This window comes from Roseibium denhamense (genome assembly GCF_009711415.1).
Lineage (GTDB): Bacteria > Pseudomonadota > Alphaproteobacteria > Rhizobiales > Stappiaceae > Roseibium > Roseibium denhamense.
Window position 1 is genome coordinate 1 of the sequence record NZ_SMLZ01000087.1, and the last position, 13,867, is coordinate 13,867.

14 protein-coding genes are annotated in these 13,867 nt (G+C 57.5%); 11 read left to right on the forward strand and 3 right to left on the reverse strand.

What is annotated here, in order from left to right:
• Positions 1-87 precede the first annotated feature (87 nt).
• From E1180_RS02835 to E1180_RS02885, 11 genes are all read left to right on the forward strand, one after another.
• A complete protein-coding gene (locus E1180_RS02835) occupies positions 88-564 on the forward strand; it encodes an NUDIX hydrolase (protein ID WP_155189576.1) in 477 nt (158 codons plus the stop codon).
• Positions 551-1,558, forward strand: coding sequence for an NAD(P)H-dependent glycerol-3-phosphate dehydrogenase (locus E1180_RS02840; RefSeq protein WP_155189577.1), 1,008 nt, complete (start codon positions 551-553; stop codon positions 1,556-1,558). Before E1180_RS02835 ends, E1180_RS02840 begins: the two co-directional genes overlap by 14 nt.
• Positions 1,559-1,797: 239 nt before the next feature.
• The gene (locus E1180_RS02845) at positions 1,798-2,088 is read left to right on the forward strand and encodes a YciI family protein (protein WP_155189578.1); all 291 of its coding nucleotides are present in this window, start codon (positions 1,798-1,800) and stop codon (positions 2,086-2,088) included.
• Positions 2,089-2,514 carry an EVE domain-containing protein gene (locus E1180_RS02850; RefSeq protein WP_283404561.1) on the forward strand — a complete coding sequence of 142 codons (426 nt, stop codon included), beginning with the start codon at positions 2,089-2,091 and terminating at the stop codon, positions 2,512-2,514.
• Positions 2,515-2,547: 33 nt separating this feature from the next.
• Positions 2,548-3,207 carry a class I SAM-dependent methyltransferase gene (locus tag E1180_RS02855; RefSeq protein WP_155189579.1) on the forward strand — a complete coding sequence of 220 codons (660 nt, stop codon included), beginning with the start codon at positions 2,548-2,550 and terminating at the stop codon, positions 3,205-3,207.
• A gap of 152 nt (positions 3,208-3,359) precedes the next feature.
• Positions 3,360-4,532: a M20 aminoacylase family protein gene (locus tag E1180_RS02860; RefSeq protein WP_155189580.1), complete on the forward strand. Its 1,173-nt coding sequence runs from the start codon at positions 3,360-3,362 to the stop codon at positions 4,530-4,532.
• Between the two features lie 7 nt (positions 4,533-4,539).
• On the forward strand, positions 4,540-5,385 hold the full coding sequence (locus E1180_RS02865; protein WP_208996880.1) for an AlbA family DNA-binding domain-containing protein: 846 nt from the start codon (positions 4,540-4,542) through the stop codon (positions 5,383-5,385).
• A gap of 4 nt (positions 5,386-5,389) precedes the next feature.
• On the forward strand, positions 5,390-6,148 hold the full coding sequence (locus tag E1180_RS02870) for a sulfite exporter TauE/SafE family protein (protein WP_155189582.1): 759 nt from the start codon (positions 5,390-5,392) through the stop codon (positions 6,146-6,148).
• A 141-nt stretch (positions 6,149-6,289) separates the two neighbouring features.
• Positions 6,290-7,402 carry a 3-isopropylmalate dehydrogenase gene (gene leuB, locus E1180_RS02875; RefSeq protein ID WP_155189583.1) on the forward strand — a complete coding sequence of 371 codons (1,113 nt, stop codon included), beginning with the start codon at positions 6,290-6,292 and terminating at the stop codon, positions 7,400-7,402.
• A gap of 80 nt (positions 7,403-7,482) precedes the next feature.
• Complete coding sequence (locus E1180_RS02880; RefSeq protein WP_155189584.1) at positions 7,483-7,902, forward strand: hypothetical protein; 420 nt, start codon at positions 7,483-7,485, stop codon at positions 7,900-7,902.
• Positions 7,903-8,129: 227 nt separating this feature from the next.
• Positions 8,130-10,304: a methyl-accepting chemotaxis protein gene (locus E1180_RS02885; protein WP_155189585.1), complete on the forward strand. Its 2,175-nt coding sequence runs from the start codon at positions 8,130-8,132 to the stop codon at positions 10,302-10,304.
• 108 nt (positions 10,305-10,412) lie between these two features.
• Here the strand turns inward: E1180_RS02885 and E1180_RS02890 are convergent, their stop codons facing one another.
• The 3 genes from E1180_RS02890 to E1180_RS02900 all read right to left on the reverse strand — a co-directional run bounded on the left by E1180_RS02890 (position 10,413) and on the right by E1180_RS02900 (position 13,767).
• Complete coding sequence (locus E1180_RS02890) at positions 10,413-12,626, reverse strand: esterase-like activity of phytase family protein (RefSeq protein WP_155189586.1); 2,214 nt, start codon at positions 12,624-12,626, stop codon at positions 10,413-10,415.
• Between the two features lie 273 nt (positions 12,627-12,899).
• Complete coding sequence (locus E1180_RS02895) at positions 12,900-13,409, reverse strand: arsenate reductase ArsC (protein ID WP_155189587.1); 510 nt, start codon at positions 13,407-13,409, stop codon at positions 12,900-12,902.
• 19 nt (positions 13,410-13,428) lie between these two features.
• On the reverse strand, positions 13,429-13,767 hold the full coding sequence (locus E1180_RS02900) for an ArsR/SmtB family transcription factor (RefSeq protein ID WP_155189588.1): 339 nt from the start codon (positions 13,765-13,767) through the stop codon (positions 13,429-13,431).
• Between the last annotated feature and the right edge of the window lie 100 nt (positions 13,768-13,867).

Below are 13,867 nucleotides of genomic sequence, written 5' to 3' on the forward strand. Positions count from 1 at the left end.
TCCGTTATTGTTCATAAACTTGCCCTTTCGGAGAATGCCAAGAGCCTGATAGGAAACGCCGACGATTGCCGATAAGGAACTCTGGGAATGCAAGTGCTCTACAAGGCCTATGTTTACCTGACCTGCGGCCCGGAGCTTCTCGTCTTCAGCGAGCCCGATTCGCCCGAAGTGGGTTTGCAGATACCGGGCGGGACGCTCGATCCCGGCGAAAGCTTTCTTCAGGGCGCCCGCCGGGAGTTTTTCGAAGAGACAGGACTTTCATTGGATATCGCAATCGAATCGTTCGCCGATCAGGATCACATCCCGGAAGATGGTTCCGTCTATCTCTCCGGTGTGCATCGGCGGCGGCATTTTCATGGAGTTTTGAAAGCCAAGCCCGCCGAGACGTGGGACCATTTCGAAATGACGCCCAGCGCTGGCGGACCCCCTATCCGGTTCCGCTTGTTCTGGATCGACGTGCTTTCCAGCAAGGCGCCGGAAGATGGACTGTTGTCACAGGGCTTCGGAGCACAGCTTGAAACACTACGGCCGCGCATGGAAAGGCAGATCAATGGGTGCCATTAACTCGATCGGCGTGATCGGCGGTGGTGCCTGGGGCACAGCCTTGGCCCTGACAGCCGCGCGGGCCGGGCGTACCGTGTGCCTGTGGGCCCGTGATCCGGCCACCGTGTCCGATATCAGGGCACGTCAGCAAAACCCGCGCTATCTGCCGGGAATAACATTTGACGAAGATCTGAATGCGACCGCGAAACTGGCCGAAGTCGCGGATGCAGATGCCATTTTGCTGGTCACTCCCGCACAAACTACCCGCACGATCCTGGCTAGTTTGAAAGCCACAGGCCTTGTCCGCGGCCCTGTGGTGCTGTGCGCGAAGGGGATCGAACAGTCGTCCGGCAAGATCTTGTCCAAAATCCTGTCTGAGGAATTGCCGGGGATCGAACCTGCGGTCCTGTCGGGCCCAAGCTTTGCCGATGACGTGGCGCGCGGATTGCCAACAGCCGTTACAATTGCGGCCAACTCCGCCAAAACCGCTCTCAGCCTGTGCGAGGCCCTGCAATCTCCGACCTTCCGCCCCTACGCGTCGATCGACCTTCTCGGCGCCCAGATTGGCGGCGCCCTCAAAAATGTTCTGGCGATTGCTTGTGGGGCTGTCGTTGGCCGGAAGCTGGGAGCCAGCGCACAGGCCGCCTTGACCGCAAGAGGGTTTGCCGAACTGAACAGGCTGGGGATCGCAATGGGCGCCCAAGGCGAAACACTGACCGGCCTGTCCGGCCTTGGCGACCTGGTGCTGACCTGTTCGTCGAGCCAATCGCGCAACTTCTCGTTCGGGCTCCGGCTTGGAGAGGGTTTTATGGCGTCGGAACTCATCTCTGCGGGTGGAAAGCTTGCTGAAGGCGCCTATTCGGCACGCGTTGCCGTGAAACTCGGCCGCAAGTACGAGGTGGACGTTCCGATTTGCGAAACCGTTGCGCAAATGATCGATGAGGATCTGAGCATAGACGATGCTTTGACCACGCTCATGGCTCGCCCGCTGAAGGCCGAGTCCGGCATGCTTTAACCGACCCAATTGCCATTGAGTTTAAAGGACCGCGGCCCTAGTGTGGCGGGGTTGAAATCCGTCCCCTACTTGAAGCGACTCCCGGGATGGATTTCAGCTCCCGAACCCACACTCGAAACAAAAACGTGCTCGTCACCTTCAAAAATTTGAAGTTCGTTCAGAGCAGACCGGGACATGAGCCGGGCTTCAGTTTCAGGTGACTGGGTTCAGCGCAGTCTGAATCGCGAGGATCCACATACATGCTCTACGCCTTGATTTGCACCGACAAAGCCGGTGCCCTGCAAACACGTCTCGACAACAGGCCAGCCCATCTCGAGTTCCTGAACGGCCTTGGTGATGCCCTGAAAGCTGGCGGCCCTTTCACCGATGACGAGGGCAACATGACCGGATCGATGCTTGTCATTGAGGCCTCAAACCGGGACGAGATTCTTGCGATTTCCCAGGAAGATCCTTACGCCAAAGCGGATCTGTTCGAATCAGTCGAAATCAGGCCATGGAAATGGGTGGTCAAGAATCCGGAGGCGAATTAAGTGCAATACTGGCTGATCAAGTCCGAACCGGACAAATGGTCCTGGGAACAGCAAAAGGCCAAGGGTGAGGCCGGCGAGGAATGGGACGGCATCCGCAATTACCAGGCCCGCAACAACATGCGCGCCATGGAGATTGGCGATAAGGCCTTTTTCTATCATTCCAATATCGGCAAGGAAGTGGTCGGTGTTGTTGAGGTCTGCAGCGAGATACACCCGGACAGCACAATCGATGATCCGCGCTGGGAGTGCGTGGACTTCAAAGCGGTTTGCGACATGCCGAAGCCTGTCACCCTTGCCGATGTCAAAGCAGAGCCGCGCCTGGCGAATATGTCACTCGTCACCTCCATGCGATTGTCCGTGCAACCGGTCACGGAAGAAGAATGGAAAATCGTCTGCGAAATGGGCGGCATGAAAGAACCGGCATAAAGCATTAAGGCCTGCCGGTGCAGTGGAGAGCGGATGGCAAAGATATTGGATCCTGTCCGCTTCATCCAGGAGCAGACCCGTGTAAAGCCTGTCCCGCACGCCGAAGAGATCAGGCTTCATGTCGCCGACGAGGCCATGGACCTCTGGCAAAAAACCGAGGACGAACTGGGGGAGCTTGGACTTCCCCCGCCCTTTTGGGCGTTTGCATGGGCCGGTGGCCAGGGCCTCGCAAGATACATTCTTGATCATCCGGATATGGTCCGGGAAAAGTCGGTTGTCGATTTTGCCTGCGGATCCGGGCTTGTCGGTATCGCGGCCATGCTGGCGGGAGCGCGGTCCTGCCACGCGGTCGACGTCGATTCATTTGCACTTGAAGCAACGCAGCTGAACGCGGCGTTGAACGGTGTCGAGCTCTCGGTCGAGGCGGCTGACATTACGGGTGCACGACCGCCCCTTGCCGACCTTCTGGTCTGCGGCGATGTTTTTTATGACAAGCAGATGGCCGGAAAGGTTTTGCCCTTCCTGCAAGCTGTTCTGGACAGCGGAACGATTGTTCTTATCGGCGACCCGGGACGGTCCTACCTGCCCACGGCCCGTCTGAAAGAACTGGCGGTTTACCGCGTCCCGGTGGTCGGAGCGCTGGAAGACAATGAGATCAAAACAACACGTGTTTTCCGGTTGTTGGAAGAATAATCCCGCAAGATTACCAATTCACGAGAAAAGCGCCCAGACACCTCAACTGGCGCAAGAATTTTATCCGGAGCCACTTTCCCTTTTAAGCAACTGAGGTAGTTTACCCGCTCAAGCGCCGATGCGCAGGTCGTTTCACGTTCAAGGAGCCCTTCATGCCAATTGTCAACCGCCTGGCCGATCTAGCTGATGAGATCACCGCGTGGCGCCGTGACTTTCACGAGAACCCGGAAATTCTATACGAAACCGTCAGAACTGCCGGGAAAGTCGCCGAGTTGTTGACAAGCTTTGGGGTCGATGAAGTTGCAACCGGCATTGGCAAGACGGGTGTTGTTGGCGTCATCAAGGGCAGAAATGGCGGCACCGGCAGAACCATTGGCCTGAGAGCCGACATGGATGCGCTGCCGATTGAGGAAATCACCGGAAAACCTTACGCGTCCAAGATCCCGGGCAAAATGCATGCCTGCGGACACGACGGGCATACCGCCATGTTGCTTGGCGCAGCGAAATACCTTGCAGAAACGCGCAACTTCGACGGAAGTGTGGTTGTCATCTTTCAGCCGGCCGAAGAAGGCGGTGCAGGTGCCAAGGCCATGATCGACGATGGCCTCATGACGCGCTGGCCGATCGAAGAAGTCTACGGGATGCATAATTTTCCCGGAATGCCTGTCGGTGAATTTGCGATCTGCAAAGGCCCGATCATGGCAGCAACGGACGAGTTCAAGATCACGGTTACAGGGCGCGGCGGCCATGCCGCCAAACCCCACGAAACCGTGGACCCGATTGTCGTCGGCTCAAACATCGTCAACGCGCTTCAGACGATTGCAAGCCGCAACGCCAACCCGCTCGATTCGGTCGTGGTCTCCGTAACCGTGTTCAAGGCAGGCAACGCATATAATGTGATCCCGCAAGAGGTCTTCATGCAGGGTACCGTTCGCACCCTCAGCCCGGACATGCGGGACCTTGCGGAGGACAGGATGCGCAAGATTGTTCAGTCAGTGGCGGATGCCTTTGATGCCAAGGCGAATCTTGAGTTCAACCGCGGCTATCCGGTCACCGCAAACCATGACGCGCAGACTGATTTTGCTGCTGAAGTCGCAGAAGGCATTGCGGGCAAAGGCAAGGTCATTCGTGATATTGACCCAATGATGGGGGGAGAAGACTTCTCCTACATGCTGGAAGAACGTCCCGGCGCCTTCATCTTTGCCGGGAACGGCGACAGTGCCGGCCTTCATCATCCGGCCTATGACTTTAACGACGATCTAATTCCCCTGGGCTCTTCCTACTGGGTCAAACTCGTCGAAACCGCCTTGCCCACGGCGGCCTGACCGAAATATGATAGGGAAACGCCGGGCCTTTTCCGGCGTTTTCTTTGGGCGTATCATCATGACTTTCCTGCCGTTCCGGCTTCCGTTTTTAGCAACCTACATTCTTGTCGGCGCTTTCGTCGGCGTCCTGATCATTCATCCGCTTACCTTGCTGGTTGCCTGGTGGGAGCTGTCCCGTTTTTCCGAAACAGCACCAGATTCCCTGGAATTCCTCTCTGCGCGGCTATGGCTCGGGCTTTTGCCAAGACACTGGGATCTTGGGCTCGCTTTTGCCATCATGGGCGCGATTGTCGGGCTCGCATTTGGAATTTTCACCCGGAATTATATGCAGACCAGCGCAGCCTACAGGAACTTGCGGGAAGAGCAGACCGCCCTCATCCCCGAACTCATGCGTCAGGGAGAGAGCGAGCGCACGGAATTCAAATCCTCCCTTCGCTGGGATCTTCAGGAAAACCGGACAAACCGAAACCTTGAGAAGGTCATTGCCAAGACCATTGCTGGTTTCTTGAATGCCAAAGGGGGGTATCTGCTTGTTGGCGTTGACGACAACGGTGCCCCGCTCGGGCTTGCCCCGGACATGGCAACCCTAAAGAGCCCGGACCATGACGCCTTTGAACGCACGGTTACCGAGGTTGTCTCAAAAAATCTCGGCGGCGACGTGTGTCCCTATATCCATACGGTTTTTGCGACGGTCAGCGGACTTGAGGTCGCAATGATCATCATCCGGCCCTCGCCCCGGGCGGTCTATATGGAAGAAAACAAGACATCGGTGTTTTACCTGCGCAGCGGCAACTCAACGCGCAAACTCGATGTGCGCGAGGCGGTCAACTACGCCAATACACGGTGGTCCTAAGGGGATGGAGCTGCTTTCCGACGGACTGCACTGGGGCGCTGCTCTCCTTCTGATTATCGCGAGCTTTGGAACATCGGCCATGACCGCAGCCGTTGGGCTGGGCGGCGGTGTGACGCTGATTGCAATCATGGCGGCGGTCATGCCCGCAGCTGCCCTTGTTCCTGTCCATGGGGTCATCCAGCTTGGGTCCAATGCCGGACGCGCGCTCGTCCAGCTCAAACACATTGACTGGTTGATCGCCCTTTGGTTTGCGCTCGGCGCAGCTGCAGGTGCGGGACTGGGGGGCGCGATTGCCGTCGAGCTTCCTGACGAGATCCTGAAGACCGGGATCGGCATTTTCATTCTTTGGATCGTCTGGGGACGGCCGCCGAAATTCCAGAAGGCGCGCAAGCGCGCCATGGCCGGGGCGGGCTTTGCTTCAACATTCCTGTCGATGTTCTTCGGGGCGGCCGGTCCCGTGGGCGGTGCCGTTCTGTCGACGCTGGGTCTGACGCGGCACCAGTTCGTTGCCAATCAAGCGGTCACGGCGCTGATCATGCATGTGTTCAAGATCGTTGTGTTCGGATTGCTCGGCTTCGCTTTTGCTCCTTGGGCTGAACTGATCGTCCTGATGATCGCAAGCGGTTTTCTCGGAACCCTTGTTGGCAGCAGCCTTCTTGGAAAGATGAATGAGGCTGCCTTCAAGACCGGCTTCAAATGGGTGATGACGGTGCTTGCCTTAAACCTTCTGGTCCAGGTGGGACGCAGCTGGCTCCCCTCTTGAGCGATCAACGGCCCAGCTGAATTCGTTTGACCTTTGCAGGCGCATTGCTTGAGTTCTTTGCAACACCGGAGAGCTTGAAAGACGGTGAGCGACGGGGTAACCCAACCCTTCAGTTTCATAAAATACGGGGATGGAATGTCTATGGCGTCTCAAAATCTGCTGCTTTTGCCCGGCGATGGCATTGGCCCGGAAATCATGGTTGAAGTGAAGAAGGTCATTGCCTGGTTCAATGAAAAAGGCGGCATGTCCTTTGAAACAGACGATGGTCTTGTTGGCGGGTCGGCCTATGACGCCCATGGCCAGTCCATTTCCGAAGAAGATATGGCAAAGGCCATGGCGGCAGACGCTGTCATCTTCGGCGCGGTCGGCGGTCCGAAATGGGATGATGTGCCCTATGAAGTCCGCCCGGAAGCAGGCCTCTTGCGGTTGCGCAAGGACATGGAGCTGTTTGCCAACCTGCGGCCTGCCATCTGTTATCCGGCGCTGGCCGACGCGTCCTCCCTCAAGAAGGACATCATCGAAGGCCTCGACATCCTGATCGTGCGGGAGCTGACCGGCGGTGTCTATTTCGGCGAACCGAAGGAAATCACGGATCTTGGCAACGGCCAGAAGCGCGGCGTCGACACCCAGGTCTATGACACTTACGAAATCGAGCGCATTTCCAAGGTGGCCTTCGAGCTGGCGCGGACCCGGAACAACAAGGTCTGCTCGATGGAAAAACGCAACGTCATGAAGTCCGGCGTTCTGTGGAACGAAGTCGTCACGCAGACCCACAAGGCTGGCTTCGAAGACGTGACGCTGGAGCATATGCTGGCCGATGCGGGCGGCATGCAGCTTGTGCGCTGGCCGAAGCAGTTCGACGTGATCGTCACCGACAACCTGTTCGGCGACATGCTGTCTGATGTTGCTGCCATGCTAACCGGCTCGCTCGGCATGCTGCCCTCCGCGTCGCTCGGGGCACCAGATGCCAAGACCGGCAAGCGCAAGGCGCTGTATGAGCCGGTCCACGGTTCTGCGCCGGACATTGCCGGGACAGGCGCCGCCAACCCGATAGCGATGATCGCAAGCTTTGGGATGGCCCTGCGGTATTCCTTTGAAGAAGTTGCCGCCGCAGACATGCTGGATAAGGCCATCGCAAATGCTCTGGACAAGGGTCTGCGCACCAAGGACATCGCAGCTGCCGGCGAAGCCACCGTTTCAACGACCGAAATGGGCGACGCGATTGTGGCTGAACTGGACGCCTTGAGCGCCTGAAACTGACCTGACGATTTGCATGAAACGCCGTCTGCGGGTATCCCGTGGACGGCTTTTTCCTTAAGAGACCCTTGGACGCAATGACCGAAGACAAACTCGCCCCCTTTCTGGGCACCTGGATCCTGGACGCAGACGAGAGCGAATTCGAGCAAGGAGATCCGCCCAAGAGCGCGACACTCCGGATCGAGGACAATTTCGGAATGGCCATCTTCACGATGAACCAGGTTGCAGCAGATGGTGAAGTCACCAATGATAGCTTTGAAGCCATGCCGGACGGGCCCGAAGTGAAACTTGGCAAAAGCGGACTGGTGGATGCCATGCGCCTCGTGTTCAACGGGGACCGGACCCTTGTTTCAGAAGCGCGGCGCGGCGGGTTGACCATCATGAAAGCTGAACGGGAGCTGTCGGAAGACGGCCGGACATTAACGGTGACGCAAACCGTTCATTTGGTCGATGTTGCCTCATTTGAGAACGTGTCCGTATACCGGCGCGCACAATAAACGGCAAGCAAGAACGCTTCTCTGACGCAGAGGCCCCCCAAAGATAAAAGCGTTGGTGTGCGGATATATTCGTTCATCCGGATTATTGCAAAATATCTTACTTGCGATTTTGAGGATGTTACTCGTCAGAAGAAACAGGGCTGCCTAAATACACATCAAAACAACCCTTGGTTTAAACGTGCATTAACCTCACTCATGAACCCTTGGATGAATATTTGGAGGGTTTCATGTGGGATCGCTTATCTATCCGTTTTAAAATTCCGGCTGCCATACTGGGCGTAGCGCTCGCGGTTGGGGCCGGCATCGGGCTGAGCAGCTACTTTTCCGCTGCACATGAAATTCAGACGCTTACCAAGAGCCGGCTCCAGGCGATTTCAACCAGCCGGGTGCTCGAGCTGTCCGACTATCTGAAGGAAATCGACACGGATCTGGCGCTGGTCAGTCAGCTCCCGTTTGTCCACGAGGCCGTCCGGGAGTTTGATGCCGCATGGGCACAAGTCGGCGGTGACAAGACCCTGGCACTGAAATCCGCTTACATCCGGGAAAACCCCAATCCGCTCGGCCAGAAGCACCTTTTCGACCAAGCGGCAACGGGAACACCCTATGACGCGGCGCATGCGAAGTATCACCCCTGGCTGCGCAAGCTGCTCCTGGATCGCGGCTACTACGACATCTTCCTGTTCAATATGAACGGCGACCTGATTTACACCGTGTTCAAGGAGGAGGACTTTGCCACCAATTTCCGGGCGGGCGGCCCCTGGTCCGACACGGACCTCGGGCGTGCGTTCCGCGCGGCTGCCGATGGAGCGCCCAGCGCTGTCCACTTCTTCGATTTTCAGCCCTACGGGCCCAGCCATGGCGCTGCGGCAAGCTTCATGTCACGGCCGATCCAAGCAAATGGACAAACGCTGGGCGTGCTGGTCTTCCAAATGCCGATTGACCGGATCAATGCCCTCATGAGCCGATCAGCTGGCCTGGGAGACACGGGAGAGACCGTGCTTGTCGGAGAAGACAGTCTGTTCCGGAACGACTCGCGGTTTACAGAGGAAAACGACATCCTGAAAACCGCGCTGACAACGAAAACAGCTGCTGCCGTGCTCAACGGCCAAACCAAGGTAATGATCGGCCCAAGCCATCGGGGCGAAGGCTTTATAAAGGCTGGAGCACCCTTGGAGTTTCTGGGCAACACCTGGGCCGTGCTGGCCATGCAGACCGAAGCCGAAGCCATGGCTCCATTGAACAGTCTCAAAAGCTGGATGATCGGGATCGGCATTGGCTTGTTCGTTCTTGCAGCACCAGCCGGGTATTTTCTGGCCCTCACGTTTACCCGTCCGCTTGGGCAATTGATCGGAAACATTCGTGACATCATCGATGGCCGGCTCGACACGCGGATCGACGGGACCGACCGTGCAGACGAGATCGGCGATATGAAACGGGCTATGGAAGTGTTCCGGGACAATGCAAGCGAGATTAAACAAAACGAAGAGGCCGCAGCGCTCAGGCGGTCAACCGAAACCGCAAGGCGCGCCGAGATGGACCGGCTGGTCGACACTTTCAAGACCCAGATCGCCGACGTGAAAAGACAACTGGCAGATCAAACATCGATCTTGAGCAATACGTCCGATCAACTGGCCGGGAATGCGACGTCTTCCCTGACAGCGACAAAAAGCGCGCTCGCAGCTTCAAGCAAGGCGGATGAAAGCGTTCAGGCATCGGCAACCGCTTCGGAAGAACTGCGCATCTCAATCGCCGAAATCACACAGCACACGACACGCGCCTTGCAAACGGCACAAACCGCGACCGATGCAGCGCGGTCCACGGACCGGGACGTGACCGCCCTTGCCGGATCGGCGGAAAAGATCGGGGCGGTCATCAATATGATCCGGGATATTGCCGAACAGACCAATCTCCTTGCCCTCAATGCCACCATTGAGGCCGCCAGAGCCGGAGAGGCGGGCAAAGGCTTCGCGGTCGTTGCTGCCGAAGTCAAGGAGCTCTCGACACAGACCGCGAAAGCGACAGACGAAATATCCGCCCAAGTCGCCGCCGTTCAAACCTCAACCACCCGCGCCGTTGAGGCGATCCGCGCCATCGCCGGGCAAATGGAAGACGTTCAAGAGGTCACGGCCGCAATAGCCTCCGCGGTGGAGGAACAAGGTGCAGCCACGGGCGAAATCAGCCACGCGATGGCCATGGCGGCCCGCTCCAGCAACGATGCGGCCCGCGACGTCTCCGACCTCCAGGCCAATATAGGTGAGACCAAGACAACTGCGGTCGAGGTCGAACGTTTGACGTCCGTCCTGGAAGATGTCAGCGACACGCTCAACACCGCTGTTGATGCGTTCCTCGCGTCTGATGTCTGGGTCTCATCCGAAGACATGATGGAGGCAAAATCAGCCTGACCGGTGCCCCGCATACCTCGAAGCATTTGCGGCCTGCCCGAGAAAAAAGCCCGGCAACACGCACGTTGCCGGGCTTTAGATTTATAGCTCCGAAGAGCCTTTTAGATCTTAGTTCAGGCGGGTCGCCGGACCGAGATCGATCAGCTGGGTCTCACCGGCCGCGTCATCAACGCCGTCATTGTCGGTGATCAGGATCAACCGGCCGTTAGCCGTGATGGTAAGGCCTTCCGGCTTGTCCAGGATCCAGCCCTTGCCTTGTGCCATGGCCGGAAGCACATCAACCGCAAACCGCTTTTCCAGAACCGGGAGGGTTTCGCCGTGGGCTGCAGGGGTTACGCCTTCCAGGGAGACAACCGTGATCTGCTTGATCGCAGCATCTTCGCCGCCCTTGTTGTCGCGCTCCAGAACGGCAAACTGGCCGTTGCCCATGGAAACGATTTCGGACAGTCCGACCCAGCCGCCAGCGGCACTTTTCGGTGCATCAAGCGGATAGTGAACGAAGCCCCAGGACTTGTCCGCCGGGTTGTAGATCGCCAGTTTGGTCAAGCCTTTCGGGTCGTCCTTCCACTCGCGCTGAACGGCGACAGCAACCATTGTCTGACCATTCATCTCAAACTCGGCAACGCCTTCGAAAGAGAACCGCTGTGCCTGGTCGATCAGCGACTGCGGCAGCAGGATTTCTTCCTGGACAGCACCTGCGTCATCAACCTTCAGGAGAAGGTGACGGCGATCATTTTCCGGATGGCCTTCAGATGCCAGCCAGAACCCGCCATCGGAAGCAACCGAGATGCCTTCCAGATCCAACTTGGACTGATTGAAACCCGTGACAGTCACATAGGACGTGATCTTGGCCGGGATTTCGGAGATGTCCATCGTGTAGATGCGGGCTTCGTCATAGAAGCTGTCGGAAACCGCATAAAGGGTGTTGGCATCTTCCGGATGCGCTGCCAGAGCGGACAATGCACCCCAGCCGATCGGCGCGCTCTTTTCAGGATCCATTTCAGAAACAACGGACGGATAAACCGGAACATCCGCACCGAACTGATAGACCGACAGATGCGACCGCACGCCATCTTCATCGACTTCGTTGGCAACCACAAAGAGGTCGCGTTGCGGAATTGCCAGCAAGCCTTCCGGACCCACATGGGTCGGCAGGAATTGCAGGAATTCCGGCTCTGCACCGGTGTCTTTATAAACGGCGACGAAGTTACCACGCTCGGAATTGACGAAGATCAGGGTCTCGCCCCCGAACTCTCCAACAGCAACACCTTCGGGCTCGGTGCCCTTCTTGGCGGCGCGCTTGGCCGGATAATGGCCGTGGGACATGCCCAGATGTTCCATCTGGTTACCGCTGTCGAACAGGACGTCGCCGTTCTTGCTCCAGATGGTGAACCCGCGTGAGCCGCCTTCATAGTCGCCCTCGTTCGCCGTGACGAAACGCTCGCTGTCGATCCAGGCGACCGCATCCGGTTCGCGGGCCACGTTTTCCGTGGTGCCGGAGGCGTCGCTCATACGCGCATCGATGACCGGAACATTTTCAGCCGTTGCCACGCCAGCGGAGAAATGGGAGACCACCTCACCAGTTGCCAGGTCAACCACGGCCAGGTGATTGTTTTCCTGCAAGGTGACGACTGCCTGGTTCTCAGCGTTGATGGAGACGAATTCTGGCTCCGGATCGGTCGGAGCCACGTCCGCCAAACCGGTCAGGTCGACAATGCGAACCGCATCACAGTTGGTGGGCAGGCCGTTCTCATCCAGATCAAAGACGGCCAAATGCCCTGCCGGCATTTGCGGGATAACGCCGTCGTTCAGATCTTCGTCGCGCTCGTTTTCGATCGCGATTGCCAGGAATTTGCCATCCGGCGAGATCGCGACGCTGTCCGGCTGGCCCTTAGCGTCGCATGTTGCCGTAATGCCCATTTCGGCAAGGGAAATCACAGCCATGTGGCCGGAGGCGTTGATGTAGTCCTCAGAGGTGTTCACACCGGCATAAGCGGCCATTTCACCCAAGGCAACGGAAGTTGGCTCACCGCCCAGGGCAACACGGCCCATCGGCTGGATGTTGAGCGGGTTCGCGGCATTGACGAACACAATGTCTTCACCCGGGCTGTCGGTGAAGGCGAGCGTGCGGCCGTCCTTGGAGGCATACACGATTTCAGCAACTGTTTCGGTGGACTTGTCCGCCCCTTCCGGCAAGGTCTTGTAGACTGGATAACTGTTGATCCGCTCGAAGAAATCAGCTTGAGCTGCCGGCACGGTTCCAAGACCGAACAGAACAGCGAGGCTGACGCCTTTCAAAAAACGTCCGCGAAGGTTCGCCATCACACGTGCTCCCATACTTTTTGTGGGTTGAGGTTGCGGCAAGCTAGAAGCGCTGCTTGCAAAGCCGGTGACGATTTCAAGAAGGTTTGATGACAGCCGAAACTGACGGGATCACGAAGGCCGAAAGTACCGGCGAACGGGCCGTTCATTCACGAAATTAAACTTGGGTGACCAGAGAAGCTGGTCCGCGAGCATGACCTGAAGCCGCCGCATCCGCGGCGGCCGGTCTCGTCCCTACACGAATAATCCCGCCGGAGGCAGGCGCCTGACATATCAGGCTGTTTCGGCAACCGCCTGGCCGATCTCGTCCAGCTTTTTCTGAAGCGAAAGCTTGTCCAAGGAATCCATGGGCAAATTCATAAAGATCGAAATCCGGTTGTTCAGCATCCGGAAAGCTTCGGTGTAAGCCAATTGATGTTCGACATCATTGCCCCCAGCACCGACCGGATCTGGAACACCCCAATGGGCGGACATGGGCTGACCCGGCCAAACCGGACAGCTTTCCTTGGCCGCGTTGTCACAGACCGTAAAGACAAAGTCCATGACCGGTGCATCCGGGCCAGCAAACTCGTCCCAGTTTTTGGACCGCAAGCCCTCTGTTACGAAATTCAGTTTCTGCAGCAGATGCAATGCTTCCGGACGGACTGCGCCCGCAGGCTGCGATCCCGCTGAATAGGCCTTGAAGCGTCTTTGGCCGTCCCGGTTCAAGATGGCCTCAGCCATGATCGAACGCGCTGAATTCCCAGTGCACAAGAAGAGCACGTTATAAACACCCTCTGACATGGTTATCTCCCTTTGTAAGCTATTGGGCCTCGACACATGCGATGCCATCGATCACTTGAGCGCAGAGTTCCGGATGACCGCCGCAACAATCTGCCACCAGGAAAGTCAGCAGTTCCTGGGTTCCGCTTAGATCGGCGTAGTACCGGATAGTTCGGCCTTCGCGGGTGTTGCGGACAAGGCCTGCCTGCAACAACACGGATAGATTGGCCGACATGGTGTTTTGCTTCACGCCAAGATCTTCGCCGATTTCTCCGGCGGTCATTCCGTTTGCACCTGATTTGATCAAGAGGCGGAAAACCTCCAGCCGGGTTTTTTGACTGAGCGCTGCAAAAGCGCCGAGAGCTGCATTTATATCCATAATTCATGATATATTGATATTTCAGCAAACACAAACGCAAAATGCTGCAGGCACCGCAATGGCGGACCATTTGTGACACGCACTGATTCGCGCAGATTGC